The organism is Ruegeria sp. B10, from assembly GCF_056539825.1.
On sequence record NZ_JBQFVP010000001.1, the window covers coordinates 340,077 to 357,368 of the forward strand.

The 17,292-nt window shown below is 60.0% G+C and carries 14 protein-coding genes; 3 read left to right on the forward strand and 11 right to left on the reverse strand.

The features are described 5' to 3' along the window. Nucleotides 1–34: 34 nt before the first annotated feature. Nucleotides 35–2,497 carry a penicillin acylase family protein gene (locus ACR0J4_RS01725; protein WP_170641846.1) on the forward strand — a complete coding sequence of 821 codons (2,463 nt, stop codon included), beginning with the start codon at nucleotides 35–37 and terminating at the stop codon, nucleotides 2,495–2,497. A gap of 109 nt (nucleotides 2,498–2,606) precedes the next feature. Further along, complete coding sequence (locus ACR0J4_RS01730; RefSeq protein ID WP_170548388.1) at nucleotides 2,607–3,002, forward strand: SgcJ/EcaC family oxidoreductase; 396 nt, start codon at nucleotides 2,607–2,609, stop codon at nucleotides 3,000–3,002. Nucleotides 3,003–3,005: 3 nt separating this feature from the next. Here ACR0J4_RS01730 and hflX read toward each other — a convergent pair whose 3' ends face one another. The 4 genes from hflX to trkA all read right to left on the reverse strand — a co-directional run bounded on the left by hflX (nucleotide 3,006) and on the right by trkA (nucleotide 7,561). Then, nucleotides 3,006–4,277, reverse strand: coding sequence for a GTPase HflX (gene hflX, locus ACR0J4_RS01735; RefSeq protein WP_170641849.1), 1,272 nt, complete (start codon nucleotides 4,275–4,277; stop codon nucleotides 3,006–3,008). Continuing rightward, the gene (gene hfq / locus ACR0J4_RS01740) at nucleotides 4,277–4,516 is read right to left on the reverse strand and encodes an RNA chaperone Hfq (protein WP_005982826.1); all 240 of its coding nucleotides are present in this window, start codon (nucleotides 4,514–4,516) and stop codon (nucleotides 4,277–4,279) included. The genes hflX and hfq overlap by 1 nt, the downstream gene beginning before the upstream one ends. A 130-nt stretch (nucleotides 4,517–4,646) precedes the next feature. Further along, a complete protein-coding gene (locus ACR0J4_RS01745; RefSeq protein WP_170458533.1) occupies nucleotides 4,647–6,185 on the reverse strand; it encodes a potassium transporter TrkG in 1,539 nt (512 codons plus the stop codon). After that, nucleotides 6,185–7,561 (reverse strand): Trk system potassium transporter TrkA, encoded by a 1,377-nt coding sequence (gene trkA / locus ACR0J4_RS01750; protein WP_170466662.1) that lies wholly within the window; start codon nucleotides 7,559–7,561, stop codon nucleotides 6,185–6,187. The genes ACR0J4_RS01745 and trkA overlap by 1 nt, the downstream gene beginning before the upstream one ends. A 96-nt stretch (nucleotides 7,562–7,657) precedes the next feature. Between trkA and ACR0J4_RS01755 the strand changes: the two genes are divergently transcribed. Continuing rightward, nucleotides 7,658–8,137, forward strand: coding sequence for a hypothetical protein (locus ACR0J4_RS01755; protein ID WP_170641851.1), 480 nt, complete (start codon nucleotides 7,658–7,660; stop codon nucleotides 8,135–8,137). Here the strand turns inward: ACR0J4_RS01755 and ACR0J4_RS01760 are convergent. From ACR0J4_RS01760 to dusB, 7 genes are all read right to left on the reverse strand, one after another. Then, nucleotides 8,125–9,285, reverse strand: a complete 1,161-nt coding sequence (locus ACR0J4_RS01760; RefSeq protein ID WP_170641852.1) for an MFS transporter — start codon at nucleotides 9,283–9,285, stop codon at nucleotides 8,125–8,127. The two genes, ACR0J4_RS01755 and ACR0J4_RS01760, sit on opposite strands and share 13 nt — an antisense overlap. Nucleotides 9,286–9,328: 43 nt before the next feature. Further along, nucleotides 9,329–9,919, reverse strand: coding sequence for a helix-turn-helix domain-containing protein (locus ACR0J4_RS01765; RefSeq protein ID WP_170641853.1), 591 nt, complete (start codon nucleotides 9,917–9,919; stop codon nucleotides 9,329–9,331). 18 nt (nucleotides 9,920–9,937) lie between these two features. Beyond that, nucleotides 9,938–11,347, reverse strand: coding sequence for a nitrogen assimilation response regulator NtrX (gene ntrX / locus ACR0J4_RS01770; protein ID WP_170373861.1), 1,410 nt, complete (start codon nucleotides 11,345–11,347; stop codon nucleotides 9,938–9,940). Beyond that, nucleotides 11,344–13,632 carry a sensor histidine kinase gene (locus tag ACR0J4_RS01775; RefSeq protein ID WP_170641854.1) on the reverse strand — a complete coding sequence of 763 codons (2,289 nt, stop codon included), beginning with the start codon at nucleotides 13,630–13,632 and terminating at the stop codon, nucleotides 11,344–11,346. The genes ntrX and ACR0J4_RS01775 overlap by 4 nt, the downstream gene beginning before the upstream one ends. A gap of 99 nt (nucleotides 13,633–13,731) precedes the next feature. Continuing rightward, nucleotides 13,732–15,099 (reverse strand): response regulator, encoded by a 1,368-nt coding sequence (locus tag ACR0J4_RS01780; protein WP_170373863.1) that lies wholly within the window; start codon nucleotides 15,097–15,099, stop codon nucleotides 13,732–13,734. Then, nucleotides 15,099–16,187, reverse strand: a complete 1,089-nt coding sequence (locus tag ACR0J4_RS01785) for a two-component system sensor histidine kinase NtrB (protein ID WP_170373864.1) — start codon at nucleotides 16,185–16,187, stop codon at nucleotides 15,099–15,101. Before ACR0J4_RS01785 ends, ACR0J4_RS01780 begins: the two co-directional genes overlap by 1 nt. Next, nucleotides 16,184–17,242, reverse strand: a complete 1,059-nt coding sequence (gene dusB / locus ACR0J4_RS01790) for a tRNA dihydrouridine synthase DusB (RefSeq protein WP_480668275.1) — start codon at nucleotides 17,240–17,242, stop codon at nucleotides 16,184–16,186. The genes ACR0J4_RS01785 and dusB overlap by 4 nt, the downstream gene beginning before the upstream one ends. Nucleotides 17,243–17,292: the final 50 nt, after the last annotated feature.

Sequence of the window (17,292 nt, forward strand, 5' to 3'; positions counted from 1 at the left end):
CGCCACGTGAAGAACGAATACAAGTGGGACGTCCATGGCTCTTGTCTTTCGCTGGTTGATACGCATCACCACGGGTCTTGTCCTGCTGGTTCTTGCCGCCATCGGACTGGTCTATTTTCTGGCCAGCCAGTCGCTGCCCGAATACGATCAAACCCTTGAGGTTCAAGGCGTCACTGCCCCCGTCGAGATTATTCGTGACACGGCAAACGTGCCCCATATTCTTGGCGAAACCGACCCGGACGTGTTCTTTGGTTTGGGCTATGCGCACGCGCAGGATCGTTTGTGGCAGATGACCGTCATGCGCCGCACCGCCCAGGGCCGTCTGTCCGAAGTATTTGGCGCGCGTACCGTTGCCATCGACAAGCTTCTACGTCGGCTTGACCTCTACGGCTTGGCGCATCGCTCGGTCGAGGCGCAGGACGACTATACCAAGGCTGCACTGCGCGCCTATTCCGCAGGGGTCAATGCCCGCCTCACGCAGATCAACGAAGAGGCTTTAGGCCGCGGCGCGCCCGAGATGTTTCTGTTCAACGCCCCCGTCTCACCCTGGCAACCGGGTGACAGCCTCGCTGTGATCAAGCTTATGGGGTTGCAGCTGTCGGGCCACCTGAAGGATGAGGTTCTGCGCGCCCGCACCTCGCTGATGCTGGACGATCCGGCGCGGCTGGTCGACATTCTGCCGGATGTGCCCGGTGCCGGCATCGCCGCCCTGCCCGAATATGCCCAGCTGTTTCCCGGCCTGCCACGCTATGCTGCTGGGACGCCGATGCCGGATACGCCGCTGTCGCCATTCCCCAAACGTGGTTTAGCCGGAGCGTCAAACGCATGGGTTGCCGCGCCGTCCCGCTCGGCCAGCGGAGGGACTCTTTTGGCCAACGACCCGCATTTGGGGTTCACCGCACCCGGCGTGTGGTACCTCGCGCATCTGGACCTTGCAAAGGGCGGTGTGATCGGCGCGACAATCCCGGGCATTCCTGCCGTGATGAGCGGCCGCAGCGACCGTTTGGGCTGGGGCTTGACCTCCTCCTATCTGGACGATCAGGACCTGCATATCGAGCAGCTCAACCCTGAAAATCCCGAAGAATACCTGACCCCCGACGGGTTCAAGGAATTCCAAAGCCGCCCTTCGATCATCGAAATCAAGGACGAGGCCCCCATCACCTTGACCCTGCGCTGGACGGAGAATGGCCCGGTACTACCCGGCAGTCACTATGATCTGGAAACGATCACGCCACCCGGACATGTCGCATCATTGTCCTGGACCGCCCTCAGCCCGAATGACACGTCGATGAGCGCTTCAATGGCCCTGATGAACGCTGATACCGTGCGCGAAGCTATTGACGTCGCAGAGAAATTCATCGCGCCGTCGCAGAACCTGTCTCTGGTCGACACCGAAACGATTGGCCTGAAACTGATCGGAGCAGTCCCTAAGCGCGACCGCCTCAACCAAAGTAAAGGACGCATTCCAACGCCCGGCTGGATTGCGGAAAACCGGTGGCAAGGCCGCATGCCCTATGCCTCCAACCCCGAGTTCACGTCACCCGCCGGTGGTCTGCTGGGCAACACCAACAACAAGATTATCGACCGTCCATTTCCCAACCATGTCTCATTCGAATGGGGTGACACACAGCGCGTTCACCGCTGGGAACGGCTGATGCAATCACGTGAGGTCCACACGCGCGACAGCTTTATCGAAGCACAACTGGACACCGTCAGTTTCACCGCGCGCTCGCTGCTACCGCTGATTGGAGCTGATCTGTGGTTCACCGGTGCCTCGGCCCCCGAAGGCACGCCCGAACGTCAGCGCCAGATCGCCCTGTCGCTGCTGGCGGAATGGAATGGCGAAATGAACGAACATCTGCCGGAGCCTTTGATCTATGCCGCGTGGCTACGCGCTTTGCAGATCCGCCTGATCGGGGATGAACTCGGCCCGTTGGCCAGCGAGTTCAAACATGTCGAACCTCTGTTCATCGAACGGGTTTACCGCGACATTGATGACGCGTCGGTCTGGTGTGACGTGCGCCAAAGCGCCCCGGTCGAGACCTGCTCGGACATGGCAGAGCTGGCGTTGGATGACGCGCTGATCTGGATCGCCGAGACCTACGGCACCACGCTTGAATCCCTGCGCTGGGGCGATGCCCATCAGGCCACCCATGATCATCCGGTTCTTGGGAATGTTCCGGTCCTGCGTTACTTCGTTAACATTCGCCAATCGACCAGCGGAGGCGACAACACCCTGCTGCGCGGACGGACCTCGGGTGAAGGACCTGACCCATTCCTAAACGTGCATGGTGCTGGCTATCGCGGAGTCTACGATTTCGCTGATCCCGACAGTTCGGTCTTTATCACCGCAACCGGGCAGTCCGGGCATTTCCTGTCTCGCTACTATGACGATCAGGCGCAGCTGTGGCGGCGCGGAGAATACATCCCGATGTCCCTCGACATTGATCTGGCGCGGGCCGCAGCGGTGGGAGTTACCACGCTCACCCCGCAATAATCCGCCCATTCGGCGACTCCTCGCCCCGATTTCCGAGGTGTCGTGGCAAGCCTTCCCAATTTAACCTAGGATCACCGAACAGGTGATGTGGGATCCGTGGGGGACGATCATGGCAAGCATTCGGGACATCCTGAACAATATAGCGCGCGATTACGCCATCGCCTGGAGCTCCGGTGACGCCGAGGATGTCGCACGTTTTTTTGCACCTGATGGGCAGATCATCATCAACCGAGGCGACCCGCACAAAGGCCGGGACGCCATCGTAGAAATGGTGCGTGGTTTTCACGCTGAATTTTCCAACCTCGAAGTGCGATGCGATATGTTTCGCTGGGCCGGATCACACGCGATCTTCGTAAAAACGATGGAAGGGCATCATTCCGAAACCGGTAATCAGGTGGTGGTTCGTGGATGGGAAGAATGGGACCTAACGCCCGAGCACAGGGTCCAGTCTTCAGTGGGCTGGTTCGATATGGAGGATTTTCACAGGCAAATCGCCGGTAGCTAGCCTTTAAAGCCCGGCAAACTGCGCTGCCTGTTTGTCGGTCCAAAGTACCGTAATCTCAAACCCGTCTTCCGTTTGCTCCTCGGATCGAACGACATCCTGCCGGAACAGCCACGCGCGCTTGTTTCCTTCGGCGAAGCTCAGCGTAAGAGTTGTTTCACGCCGAACCCCCTGCAGTTTTGTCGCGATATCAGCCAGCAGAGGCGCGATCCCATCACCGGTCACGGCCGAGATCGCAAAGATCGACGGATCACGGTCAGCGCGCGCCAAAACCGCCTCGCGCTCATCGGCGTCCAGCAGATCGGTCTTGTTCCAAACCTCCAGCATCGGCCGCTCATCATCGACACCCAGTGAGGTGAGAATGGCCTGAACGTCATCGGCCTGCGCTTGTGACTCGTCATGGCTGATGTCACGCACATGCACGATCAGGTCCGCGCCCAGCACTTCCTCAAGCGTTGCCCGGAATGCCGCGACCAGTTCCGTCGGGAGATTCGAGATGAAACCCACCGTGTCTGACAGGATCACCTCGGGTCCGTCGGGAAGAACAACGCGGCGCATGGTCGGGTCCAGCGTGGCGAACAGCATGTCCTTGGCCATCACCTCGGCCCCGGTCAGGCGGTTGAACAGGGTGGATTTGCCCGCGTTGGTGTAGCCCACCAGCGCCACGATCGGATACGGCACCTTGGCGCGCGCGGCCCGGTGCAACGTGCGGGTCTTGACCACCTTTTGCAGCTGCCGACGCAAACGCACCAGTTGCTCGTCAATGGCGCGGCGGTCGGCCTCGATCTGAGTTTCACCCGGGCCGCCAACAAAACCCAACCCGCCCCGCTGGCGTTCCAAGTGAGTCCAGGCCCGGACAAGCCGTGTGCGCTGATAGCTGAGCGCGGCCATCTCGACCTGCAAGACCCCTTCACGTGTACGAGCGCGATCGCTGAAAATCTCAAGGATCAAACCGGTCCGGTCGAGGATCTTGACCTTCCACGCTTTCTCAAGATTGCGCTGCTGAACCGGCGTCACGGGGCCGTCGATCAGAACCAGTTCGACCTCGCTATCGTGCAACCGTTCGGCCAGTTCATCGATCTTGCCGCTGCCGAACAGAAGACCCGGCTGCGCGCGCGGCAGGCGCACGATCTCAGACCCGATCACGTCCAGATCGGGCAATGCGGCTGCCAGTGCAACCGCCTCTTCCAGCGCGGGTCCGGGGACGCGGCGCTGTTCATCTGATTTGATTTCAGGATGCAGCACCCAAGCCCGGGTGCGCTTCCTTTCATGTTCCATCAAGAGGCGTCTTCGCCCTCATACAGGTTGATCGGCTGCGATGGCATGATGGTTGAAATCGCGTGTTTGTAGACCAACTGCGACTGTCCGTCGCGGCGCAACAATACGCAGAAATTGTCGAACCAAGTGATCACACCCTGCAATTTCACGCCATTGATCAGGAAAATCGTGACCGGGACTTTTGCTTTCCGTACATTGTTCAGGAACGCGTCCTGCAGATTCTGTCTGTCCGAAGCCATATTTTATTAACTCGCCATTGTTCTTGCTACGCGCTGCGGACCAACGCGCTCCCTCTGGCAGAGTATGGAGTGACGCGCACAGATATTCCAGACGAAAAATCAGGCAGTAACGCTGGGCACGCGCAGTGGTTCAATCCCGCCACAGGGTCGGCGTGATCAGCGCGATGATCGCCAGTGTCTCAAGCCGACCGATCACCATCGCCGCGCAGAGCGTCAGTTTGGCCCCGCCCGACAGGTCAACCAGGCGGATCGGGACATCCGTCGCAAGCTCGATCAACGGTCCGGTTGTGCTGAGCGCTGCGACGCTCAGCACCATGGCCTGTTCGAACCCCGACCCCATCAGGGCCAGCAGCAGGTTAAACAGGGCAAGGGTCAACGCAAACATCATCAGGAAGATCCATGCGATGAATGCTCCGTCGCTTTGAATGCGGCGGTTGCCGCCGCCGGTACCACTGACCGAGGACGGGTGGATCAGCCGGTCAATCTCGCGCGCGCCATTGAGGTAGAGCGCAAAGACCCGCAGCAATTTGACCCCACCTGCCGTGGTCGCGACACCGCCACCCACCAGCGCCAGCCCCATCAGAACCAACCCCGGAGTCCCCAGACCCGAAAGCTGCTGGGCATCGTTCCAATTCGCACTCTCGAACCCGGCTGTGGTCAGGAAAGCGAGGCCCGTGAACAGCATACCCCAAATGACGTGTAGGGCTTGCAACGGCTGCAGCTGACCTCCGATTTCATTGACCCCTGCCCAAACGCGGAAGAACAGCAGCACAGCGACGGCCAACACGATGAACAGCCCGATCCGGAACTCGGGGTCTTTGTCCAGCCGGGCAAAGCCGCTGGCGGCCGTGTCGGTTGAAAAGGTCAGGCGCGACAGGGCGAAAAGCAAAAACAGAAACAGGATCATTTCCCCTGTGATGCCCGCCTGCGCGCCCTCCAGCCCACCAACAGGAGAGATACCCGAGGTCGCCATCACCGACATCGCATGGCAAATCGCGGTCAGGCCCTGCTCTCCGGCGATAAGCAGCAGGATGCAGACCACGGCGGTCAGGCCCGCGTAGATCGGCGTCAGGGTGCGGGTCACACGCAACAGGCGGCCACGCGGATCGACCTGTTCGCTCTGGGCCACGCCCGAGACCGGCCGACCGGGTTGACCGCGTGCCGTGACCTCGAACCCGCCCAGTGACAACGGTGCCAAGATCGCAGCGGCGGCGATCCACATCAGCAAACCGCCCATCCAACCCACCAGCGCGCGCCATAGATGCAACGGCGCGCTGAGGCGGTTGGGGTCGGGAAACAAATCGGCTCCTGTCGTGGTCAGGGCGCTGACCATGTCGAAATAGGCGTTCAGAAAGGTGGTATTGCCAAGCGCGTCGTGAAACGGGATGGCCAGAAAGATCGGCAGAATGGTGAAACAGCCCAGCAGCACCGCCAACTGCCCCAGCGTCCCCCGCCGCGGCACCCGGTTCGAGGCCGCCAGAGCGATCGCGGACACCAGAAATAGCCCCAACAGCCCGGAATAGAGGAAAGACCGCGATGTATCGTGATCATCCAGCGCCAGCGCATAACCCGCCGGCACCCACATAGACAGCGCCGAAATCCCCCAGATCAGCAGAAACAACGGCAACCGCCGCAAGACCCCGATCCGAGCTGTGACCACACGCGCCATCAGAAGAAATCAATCGAAACCTGCAGCAGCCGTTCGACCTCGGGGACGTCTTTGGCCATAGCAAAGATCGACAGCACGTCCTTTTCGTCAATCCGCAGACTGCCCGTTGGGCGCAACAGTTCGTCGCCTTTGAGGACCGCGCCAACAAGAACACCCTCAGGGAAGTCGATATCGCGCAGTTTCTGTCCGGCCATGGGCGAAGTCGAAAGCACCTCGGCCTCGATCACTTCGGCCTCGGCGTCGCCGATGGAATAGACCTGCCGCACCCGCCCATGTCGGATATGGCGCAGGATCGAGCTGACAGTGGTAGCCCGTGGGTTGATATAAGCGTCGATCCCCAGCGGCCCCATCAACGCCACCATGCTGGGATCGTTGATCAGCGCAATCGCCAGCGCGCAGCCTTCCGCCTTGGCGCGCACGGCGGCCAGCATGTTGGTGCGGTCATCATCTGTGACGGCCAACATTGCATCAGCGCGGTCGATGCCCGCCTCGTTCAGCAAAGCCGAATCCAGCCCGTCGCCATGCAGGACGATGGTCCGCTCAAGTGCTTCGGCGGCTTTTTCGGCGCATTCCCGGTCTCGTTCAATTATCTTGGCCCGCACGCGGCTTTCGCGTTCTTCCAGTGTTCGCGCAACCTCAAGGCCGACATTGCCGCCGCCAACGATCACCACACGGTCCTGCCGCTTTTGCGCTTTGCCGAACACCTCCATCGTGCGGTCGACATCCTTCACGCTAGTGAAGACATAGCACTCATCGCCCACGAACAACTGATCTTCGGATTCAGGTGCGAAAAGGCTGCCCTCGCGCCGGACCCCGACCACGATGGAGCTGAGGGTCGAGAACAAATCGGTCAATTGCCGCAGAGGCGTGTTCACGATCGGGCAATCCTCGTCGATCCGGATGCCCAGCAGCTGGGCCTTGCCGTTCATGAACATCTCGGTGTCAAAGGCGGACGGGGCCGACAGGCGACGCATGGCGGCGGCGGCGACTTCGCGCTCGGGGCTGATAACCACATCAATCGGTAGGTGGTCGCGGCGATAGAGGTCTGAGTGGATCGCCTGAAGGTAGGATTGAGACCGCAAACGCGCGATCTTGCGCTGGATGGCGAAAACCGAATGGGCCATCTGGCAGGTGACCATATTCACCTCGTCCGAATGGGTTGCGGCGATGATCATGTCGGCATCGCGCGCCCCTGCCCGTTCCAGCACATCCGGATAGCTGGCGAAGCCCGCGATCCCCTGCACGTCCAGCGTTTCCGTCGCGCGGCGCACAAGATCAGGGTTGTTGTCCACCACCGTGACGTCGTTCAGTTCGCCCGATAGATGCCGTGCGATCTGCCAGCCAACCTGACCCGCACCGCAAATGATGACCTTCATGTTTCTGGCCCTTCTGCCTGAAATCTTTGAATGACAGATGGTCCTGAGAGGGTCAATTGAATTGTCATACCCGACCTTTTCGGGCAGAATAAGCATATGAAAACACTCGTTCCCCTGCTTGTTCCAGTGATGCTGCTGACTGCCTGCGGCCCGCTTTCCATATACTATCGCGAGGGGGAAAGCGTGTCGAAGATGCAGGAACAAACCACTCAGTGTAAGGTTCAGGCGCTTGAACAGGCACCGGTTGCCAACCAGGTCCGTCAGGGTCCGCCGACCTATTGGCCGGGCCGCACCTATTGCGACGGAAGCGGACGGTGCTATCGGTCGGGCGGTTGGTGGGAGCCTGGGCGCATATACACGGTCGACGTCAACCAACCCCTTCGCAACACGGTTGAGGCACAGTGCATGGCGCAGAAAGGGTTTCGCCCTGTCAGCCTGCCGCCCTGCAAATCCGGGGTGAAATCCCGCGTTCCGGCAACCCGCACAACGACCCTGCCTCCGCTGAATACGGAATCTTGCTTCGTCAAATTCGATGACGGGTCGTTTCAGATCATCACGCCCGGTCAGGCCGGCTGACGGAGCGCTCGTTTTCGCGCCAATGCGACATGCGCAAGGATCGCAACCGCGTAGATTCCGATCACTGTGATCAACATACCGGCCTCGCCCGTCCGCCCAAGGACGGCCAACAGAACAGGCGTGCCCAACAAGTTCCCCGCATTGCCCATTTGCGCCATGGCGCCATAGCTGAGAGCCTGCGTCTCGGGCGTTTGGTTCAGGATAGGCACGGCGGCAAAGCTACCCCCTTGCACCAGCCCCAGCACCGCAAACAAACAGACACAAACGAGTTCCAGCGGCACGCCAAGAAAAACCCCGGTGATAGCAAACATTCCAAGCGCAAATCCCAGATTGACGACCGCAACGCAGGACATTCGGGACAAAAGGATTGGAACTGCGACCCAGCTCAGAACAATGCCTGCCAAGGGCATCAGGCCCGCAACCGTCGCGGTATGCCCCTCGGGCAGCCGACCTGGCAGGATGGCCAGCAACGAGACGAAGGTTAAAGTGTAGAAGAACCAACCTATGGCCGGGGCCGACACAAAGGGCGACTGGTAGGTGCGCAGATGCACGTCAAAGAGTTCGCCCCAACGCCAAGGGGCAGCACCCAGAGATGGTTGAACCTTTATTCCACAAAGCAGGATCAGACCCGCGATGGCGATCATCAGGCCGCCGTGCAGTGCGAAGAAAAAGGGTAGGCCGAAATGCTCGACGACCGGCAGGCCGATCCAGGCGTTCAACGCGAAGGCCACGCCGAAGAATGTGCTCCACAACACCATCGAGATATTGCGCGCCTTGCCGCTCGTGATCTGAGCGATCAGCGTGGGCGCAGCGACGACGATGGCGAGGTGCGAGACCCCCTCGACAATCCGGGTGGCCAGCATTGTGTAAAACCCAGGAAGGCTCGCCTGAAAGATCGACAGTGCGCCGCCCAGACACAACCCGCCAATGAGCAGTTTCAACGCCCCGACGCGCCCCACGACGGCACCGGACACCGCACCCAGAACCGCGCCCAGAAGACTGATGATCGACAACAGCCACCCCATACTCTCGGCATGATCGGGGTAAAGCAGCACAAGCTCGGGAAACGGCACGGCAATCTTGGCAAATTGCGTGGCCGCACCCAGACCGGCCAGCCAGAGGAGAAGAACCTGAAATGCTTGTATCATGGAGCGCTTCTACAGCGCCTGCTCAGCCCACGGAACGCATAAATTATGCGCCTGCTTTCGTCCCGCTGACCAGACGAACCGGCGTGCCGTCAGACAGGTAGAGACGTTCCCAGAAGATTTGTCCGGCACTGATCCGAATACGGTCGTGAATGGCCTCGGAAGTCTGGAAAGCCTTGGGCGCGGGCGTGTGCATATCCCACCACCCTTCGGCTTCCAACTCGGCCTCGGCCTTCTGGATTTCTTCGGTCGCAAACTGCCAGAGCGACACGCCCAAAAGCGCGTTCTGGCTGGTGTTCCAGTCCCTTGCCCGACTGGCGGAATAGGCAAGGCATTTGTGGCTCGCCTCTTCGACTAGATGAAGGCAATCGGCGGAATTCATTACCAAGCGCCTCAACGCACTGTCATCGAATCGCTTTGGACCGAGCGCGGCAAAAACCGCTTGTTGCGTGTCCGGAGGCGGCGTCTGTCCACCTCTCTCCCAACGCGAGATTGTGGCCTGATCCACCTCCAGCAGCTCGGCCAGATAGGTCTGTTTGTACCCGACGGACCGGCGCAACCGTTTCAGGCGCTTGCCGAAGCCCGGATAGCCCCGGGTCTCAAGCCGCTTGCCCGTGGATGACGCGCCAATACCCATCGTGACCTTCCCGGTAGATTACTCTGCCGGTTCCGGCTCATCAATTTGTGCAACGCGCGCGCCCGATTTGTTCGAGGTCACAACGCCCAGCGATTTCAGCTTGCGATGCAGCGCGCTGCGCTCCATCCCGACAAAGCTGGCGGTGCGGCTTATATTGCCACCAAACCGGTTGATCTGCGTCAGCAGATATTCCCGCTCAAACGCCTCACGCGCCTCGCGCAGAGGAAGAGTGGCCAGCGCGCCGGACAGGACCACACGACCCGAATCCTCGGCCTTGTCCTCATCGCTCGGCAGCTCGCGCGCCTCAATCGGGCCTGTGCCATCGCCGAGGATCAGAACACGCTCGATCAGGTTCTTCAGCTGACGGACGTTGCCGGGCCATGTCATGGTCTGCAACAGCGCAACCGCTTCCTCAGACAGTTCCCGAACCGGCAGGCCCTGCGTTTCATTGCACATTTCGATGAAGTGCTGCGCCAGAACCGGAATATCCTCACGACGATCCTCCAGCGAGGGGACGTCAATCGGGACAACATTCAGACGGTGATAAAGTTCCTCGCGGAATCGCTCAGCCACAATCTCATCGTCGAGGTTCTTGTTGGTCGAGGAAATCACGCGCAGATCAACCCGTACCTTGTCCGAGCCGCCAACGCGTTGGAATTGCTGATCAACCAGTACACGCAGGATCTTGGACTGGGTGCCCAAGGGCATATCAGCCACTTCGTCAAAATAGATCACACCGCCGTGGGCCTCTTCCAGCAGGCCCGGCTCCACACCGCGTTCGCTGCTTTCGCGCCCGAACAAAACCTCTTCGACCCGCTCTGGTTCGATCCCCGCGCAGTTGACCGTCACGAAGGGCGCGTTGGCTCGGTTGGAATGCGCGTGGATATAGCGCGCCGCGATTTCCTTGCCCGACCCGGCCGGGCCGCTCAGCATCACACGGCCATTCGACTTTGTGACCTTGTCCAACTGGCCCTGCATCGCCCGGAACGAGGCCGATTTTCCGATCATATCCGAGCAGCTCACCTCTTTGCGTTTCAGCGATGCATTCTCGCGACGCAAGCGCGAGGTCTCCATCGCGCGACGGATCACGACCATCAACTGGTCAATGTTGAAGGGCTTTTCGATAAAGTCATACGCGCCCTGTTTGATGGCGGCGACGGCGATCTCGATATTGCCGTGACCCGAAATAATCACCACCGGCACATCCGGGTTGTCTCGTTTCACCGCCTTCAGAATATCAATCCCGTCCATGCGGCTGTCTTTCAGCCAGATATCCAGGATCAAAAGTCCCGGCGGCTCGGAATTGATCGACGACATGCACTCATCCGAGTTCGCCGCCAGCCGGGTTGAATAGCCTTCGTCCTCCAGAATGTCGGACACCAGTTCGCGAATATCGCGTTCGTCATCTACGATCAGAATGTCGCTCATCTTTGGCCTGCTTTCATTATGTTGGTTTTAATCGCCTGCTTCTGTGGCGCTGAATTGGATGGGAGGTTCGCCCCCGGTAAACGGATCACGGCCATCGCGCCGAAATGGTCCTGTCCGTCAAAGGTGGGCGCGTCTTCTAGCGTCAGCGCTCCGCCGTGTTCTTCGATGATTTTCTTGACGATGGGCAGGCCTAGCCCGGTCCCTTCGTCACGTGTTGTTACATAGGGCTCAAACAACCGCGCACGGTCTTCCGGCAGCCCGATACCATTATCCGCAATGGTGATGATCGTCCCAGCATCGTCGCTAGAGACCGCCACCTTGATCTGCGGCTTCAGGTTTTCAGGAGCGCCCTTTTCCTTCAGGGTTTCAATGGCTTCCCCGGCATTCTTGATCAAGTTGGTAAACGCCTGATTCAGCATGGTCGCGTCCACATCCACCGGGATTGGTTGGTCCGGAAGATCCGCATCAATCTGCACCTCGGGTTGACCAGCCTGTTGTAACAGCACCGCCTCGCGCACCAGCGCAACGACATCCTCTTCGCTCCGTTCAGGCTCGGGCATGCGCGCGAATTTCGAGAACTCATCTACGATCCGCCGCAAGTCATTGGTTTGACGCACGATCACGTCGGTCATAGAGACGAGGATATCGCAATCCTCTTCGTCCAGCTTGCGCGAGAATTTCCGCTTGATCCGCTCGGCGCTCAGCTGGATCGGGGTCAGAGGGTTCTTAATCTCGTGGGCAATACGCCGGGCCACATCGCCCCACGCGGCCATGCGCTGCGCGCTGACCAGATCGGTGACGTCATCAAAGGCCACAACATAGCCCTCAAGCCCGCCGTCCTCGCCTCGCCGCGTGGCCATCCGAACAAGCAGGTTCTCCAGCTGGCCTTTGCGGGTGACTTTGATCTCACCTTGCACCGCCTCTTGCCCGCTGTCTTTCAGGCTTTCGAACAAAGGCAGGAATTCCGGCACGGCTATGCCAATGGCCAGGTGCTCCTCGCGCCGGGACCAATCCAAGAGCCGCTCGGCTGAGCGGTTGACGAAGGTCACGCACCCTTCCGGGTCAACGCCCACAACGCCGGAGGTTACCGAACTCAGCACCGAGTCGAACAGGCGTCGGCGGCTTTCGATCTGCTGAGTATTCTCGAGCAGCGTGTCTCTCTGGCCTTTCAACTGCCGTGTCATCTGGTTGAAGTACCGACCCAGCATTGCAATTTCGTCGTCGCTGGCCTCTTCGATCACTTGCACGCTCAGATCGCCCGCGCCAACCCTCTGCGCCGCTGTGGTCAGGCGCCCCACGGGCCTCGAGAGGCGTTCCGCGAACCACATCCCCAGCGACATCGCGGCAAGGATCAGGATCAGCGCAAAACCCAGATAAAGAAGGCCGAACTCGAACAGCACCCGACCGCGCTCGCTTTCAAGCTGTTGATAGAACTGCGCGGTTTCTTTGGTGTCATCCAGCAGCGTCAGCAACTGGCCGTCGACCTCACGACTGACATAGAGGTACCGGTCCAAATACGCCTGCAGCGGCACTAGCGCGCGGAATTCGTTGTTTTGCCAGTCCGCGATGATCAGAAGTCCGCTTTCGGTGGTTGCGGCCATCTGCTCGGGCGTCGGCGCTTCGTAGTTGAACAGGTAAGAGCGATCACCGCGCGACCGGATTTCACCATCACCGTCGATCACATAGGCCTCACGCAGCCCCCGCTGGATCTGAGCCTGCCCCTGCGCCAGAACCTCGCGCAGTTCCGCATCCGAAATGTAGAAATCCCGGGCGCGTGCATTGTCGAGGAAAAGCGCCAGAACGGCGGCGTCTTGTGTCAGACCCTGCCGGTGCTCAAGCTCATAAGCCTCGGCTGCCGTCAGCGACGACCCAACAACCTGCCGAACCCGGTCCGAAAACCAGCCTTCAAGGCCAATATTCACCGTCAGCCCGGCGAAGATCGCGACCGTCACTGTCGGCACCAACGCCAGCAGTGTAAACGCACCAATCAAACGCAAATGTAGGCGTGACCCCGCCGATTTCGCTCGCCGCGCCGCGATCAGACTGCCCAATTGCCCCAGAACGAGCGCCGCAACGACCAGCACATAAACGAGGTCAGCCAGTAGAATCAGGCGCAACGTTGGGGCAGTTGCGCCCAGATCGAACGGGCCAATGACAAGATACGTCGCAAGCGCCAAGACCGGTCCCAGAAGAACCAGCCCGAAGGTGCTGTAATTGCGCAGTTTCCGGGATCTGCGCCACCGGTTAACCGATGGGAGGATCCCGCTCTGTGCCCGGGTTGCCACCGTCTGCCCTCATCCTGATGTGCTGCTTTCGCAGCGAACCGCCATATCTCGTGGTCTATCGTCGGGCGATACCCGAATGCCACGCTTTGTGTGGCGATATTACATCAGTTTGCGACGGCGTGTCACCTGAATATCGAGGTCCGTGATCTTTTTCCGCAGCGTATTTCGGTTAATCCCAAGTAAATCAGCGCATTTTGCCTGGTTTCCGCCGGTGGCCTCCAGTGCGATTTCGATCAACGGCGCCTCAACTTCCCGCAAAATGCGCTGATACAGGCCCGGAGGTGGCAGCATATTGCCGTGCAGATCGAAATAGCGGCGCAGATGGCGTTCAACCGAGGTTGCCAGCTTCTCACGCTCTCCTCCGCCCAGAACGGGCTCGGCTTCGGGCTGGCTGCCCAGAACCATCTCTACCTCGGCCTTAGAGATCTCGTCGGATCTGCTGGTCAGGCTGAGCCTGCGGATCGCGTTCTCCAACTGCCGCACATTGCCCGGCCAGGAATAGCGCCGGACCAGCTCAACCGCATCAGCGCTGAGCCAGCGTTTGGACCCAAGGTCTTTTTCCTCGCGGGCCAGAAAATGCTCGGCCAACAAGGTGATATCATCCACCCGCTCGCGCAGGGCCGGGACATGGATGGTTGCGCCGCACAGGCGGTAGTAGAGGTCTTGACGGATACGCCCGCCCTCCATCCCGGCGGTCAGATCCGATTGGCTGGTGGCCATGAAGCGGGGCACGTGATCACCAGGCGTATCCATCATCCGCACGATCCGCGCCTGAATCTCGTCGTCGATATCGGCGATTTCATCAATCAGCAGCGTCCCGCCACGCACCCGTGCCATAACGCGTGCGGGGCCTTCGAGGTCACGCAGATCAGCCGCAGTCGCCGTCACAAACGGCAAGGTCCGACGATCCGAGAAGTCGTGAATAGCCCGCGCAATCAGAGACTTACCGGTCCCACTTTCACCAGAAATCATGACCGAGAGATCGGTGTTCATCACCCGCGCCACCAGACGATAAAGCGACTGCATCACCGGCGTGCGCCCGACCAGAGGCAACTCATCCGGGCGTTCATTCTCCTGGGGTTCGGGGTCGGACTGTAGACGCTGCTTCTGTTCCAAGGCGCGCGCGGTCCGCTTCATCAGGTCTGGCAGGTCAAACGGCTTGGGCAGGTAATCGTAAGCATCCGCCTCGGCCGCTTGGATCGCGGTCATAATCGTGTTCTGAGCCGAGATCACGATCACCGGCAAGCCAGGACGGTCCTCGGCGATCTTTGGAAGCATTTCCAAGCCGTTACCGTCCGGCATGACCACGTCCGAGATCACCACGTCCCCTTTGCCTTCGCCAACCCAACGCATCAGCGTGGTCAGCGAGGATGTGGCATGCACCTTACATCCGGCGCGCGTCAGAGCCTGTGTCAGAACGGTGCGGATCGTGCGGTCGTCATCCGCGACCAGAACGGTGCCATCCATCAGATACTCTCCTCTTTCGATTTTTTATTTTCAGCCGGCGCACGGCGCAGCGACAGTTTGAAAACGGTCCGCCCAGGAACGGAATCAACGGAAATCCAGCCGTCATGGTCCGAGATGATCTTGCTGACCAAAGCCAACCCCAGCCCTGTCCCGTTTTCCTTGCCCGAGACAAAGGGGTCAAAGATGTCACTGCGGATTTTCTCCGGCAGGCCCGGCCCGTCATCAATGATCTCGATCTGCAGCGGCAGCGAATGTCCCGATCCATCGCTGCGGCGCAGGCGGAAGGAATGTTCGAAATAGGTGCGGAGGCGGATTGTGCCGCCCTGCGGACCCGCCGCCTCGGAGGCGTTTTTCAACAGGTTCAGAACAACTTGCAGAAGTTGGTCCGGGTCCCCAAAGGCCAGCGGCAGTGAGGGGTCGTAATCCTCGACAATGGCCATATCCGCGCCGAAGCCCAACAAGGCCGAACGGCGGGCGCGGTCTAAAACATCGTGGATGTTGACCGGCTTGAAGTCGGGTTGCTGCAGGTTTCCGAACTGCTCGACCTGCTCCAACAGCTTTACGATCCGACGGCTTTCGGCAACGATTAGATCTGTGAGTTCAAGGTCTTGCGGTGCGATATTCATGCTCAACAATTGCGCGGCGCCGGTGATCCCCGCAAGTGGGTTCTTGATCTCATGCGCCAGCATTTCTGCCATTCCGATGGCGGATTGCGCTGCGGATTTGACCGTATTGCCCCGCGTCATACGCCCCGCCAATTCGCGCGGAGATATGATCATGATCATCGAGCCGGGATGCCCAACCAGCGGTGCAATCTGCAAGGCGCATTGCAGCGGTGCGCGATTGCCCGACCCCGCATCCACATCGTTGACGAACAAAGGCGTTCCCTGAGCACGCGCGCGGTCAAAGGCTTCCTCTAGCGGCGCATCAACGGCGATCTGATCCCAGACGGGGTGGCCGATCACCGACTTGCGCGAGGCGTTCAGAAACCCCTCGCCCGAGGAATTCACATCCGCAATCCGGTCGTCCTGGTCGATAATGAAAGCCGGAACCGGCAGCGAGTTCCAGATGCTCTGATCCGAAGTCATGCTGCCACTCCCTGCTGCCACTCCAGCGCATCACCCAACAGGCGCAGCACCTCATCCGTATCGCGCGAGGTCAGAACCGCGCGACGCAGAGGCGCGGGCGTTCCGGCCTCATCCATGTACCAGCCCAGATGCTTGCGGGCGACGCGGAGGCCAAGGTCCGTGCCGTAAAAGCTCAACATCGCCTGATAATGCGCGCGCACCATGTCGATCAGATCCGCGCTTTCGGGGATCTCCGGTGCATCGGTGCCGTAGACCTCATGGCAGATCTGCGCCAGCAGCCATGGCTTACCCTGCGCCCCTCGGCCAACCATGACACCATCCGCGTCCGATTGCTTCAGCGCTGCGCGGGCCGCATGCGTATCCACGATGTCCCCATTGGCAATGACGGGGATCGAGACCGCCTCTTTCACCGCTCGAATCGCCTGCCAATCGGCACGGCCCTTGTAAAACTGGCACCGTGTCCGTCCGTGGATCGTGACCATCTGAATGCCCGCCTCCTCGGCCCGGCGCGCCACGTCTGGGGCATTCAGCAACGCGTCATCCCATCCTAGCCGCGTTTTCAGCGTCACGGGGACATCAACGGCCTCAACCACGGCCTCGATCAAACTCAGGGCGTGGTCTGGTGTCTTCAGCAGGGCCGAACCGGAATAACCGTTGGTCACTTTCTTGGCCGGGCAACCCATGTTGATGTCGATCACACGCGCGCCACGATCCGCCACCTGACGGGCAGCCTCGGCCATCCAATGCGCCTCACGCCCGGCAAGTTGAACGGCAGTGTTTTCCACATCGGCCGACAGCTCGGCTCGCTCGCGCACGCCAGGTTTGGCCTGTACCATTTCCTGACTGGCGACCATTTCACTGACCACCATCCCCGCGCCAAAACGCATAACCAAATCGCGGAACGGGCGATCCGTGATTCCAGCCATCGGGGCCAGCAAGACAGGCGGAGATACGGTTTTGTCGGCGAGGTGCAGCGTCAACGTGCTTAATCCTTGGGCAATTGCGGATTTGATATCGAATTCGGAGCATATGAACAACAAAACGACGGTCATCAAGCCTGCAAAATCATCACTTGCCTATTTTTTAATCACACTACCATGGGTGA

What these genes read in the sequence shown, in the direction of transcription:
- ACR0J4_RS01725 (WP_170641846.1), top strand. Translation starts at nt 35, where the DNA reads ATGGCTCTTGTCTTTCGCTGGTTGATACGCATCACCACGGGTCTTGTC.
- ACR0J4_RS01730 (WP_170548388.1), top strand. Translation starts at nt 2,607, where the DNA reads ATGGCAAGCATTCGGGACATCCTGAACAATATAGCGCGCGATTACGCC.
- hflX (WP_170641849.1), bottom strand. Translation starts at nt 4,277, where the DNA reads ATGGAACATGAAAGGAAGCGCACCCGGGCTTGGGTGCTGCATCCTGAA.
- hfq (WP_005982826.1), bottom strand. Translation starts at nt 4,516, where the DNA reads ATGGCTTCGGACAGACAGAATCTGCAGGACGCGTTCCTGAACAATGTA.
- ACR0J4_RS01745 (WP_170458533.1), bottom strand. Translation starts at nt 6,185, where the DNA reads ATGGCGCGTGTGGTCACAGCTCGGATCGGGGTCTTGCGGCGGTTGCCG.
- trkA (WP_170466662.1), bottom strand. Translation starts at nt 7,561, where the DNA reads ATGAAGGTCATCATTTGCGGTGCGGGTCAGGTTGGCTGGCAGATCGCA.
- ACR0J4_RS01755 (WP_170641851.1), top strand. Translation starts at nt 7,658, where the DNA reads ATGAAAACACTCGTTCCCCTGCTTGTTCCAGTGATGCTGCTGACTGCC.
- ACR0J4_RS01760 (WP_170641852.1), bottom strand. Translation starts at nt 9,285, where the DNA reads ATGATACAAGCATTTCAGGTTCTTCTCCTCTGGCTGGCCGGTCTGGGT.
- ACR0J4_RS01765 (WP_170641853.1), bottom strand. Translation starts at nt 9,919, where the DNA reads ATGGGTATTGGCGCGTCATCCACGGGCAAGCGGCTTGAGACCCGGGGC.
- ntrX (WP_170373861.1), bottom strand. Translation starts at nt 11,347, where the DNA reads ATGAGCGACATTCTGATCGTAGATGACGAACGCGATATTCGCGAACTG.
- ACR0J4_RS01780 (WP_170373863.1), bottom strand. Translation starts at nt 15,099, where the DNA reads ATGGATGGCACCGTTCTGGTCGCGGATGACGACCGCACGATCCGCACC.
- ACR0J4_RS01785 (WP_170373864.1), bottom strand. Translation starts at nt 16,187, where the DNA reads ATGACTTCGGATCAGAGCATCTGGAACTCGCTGCCGGTTCCGGCTTTC.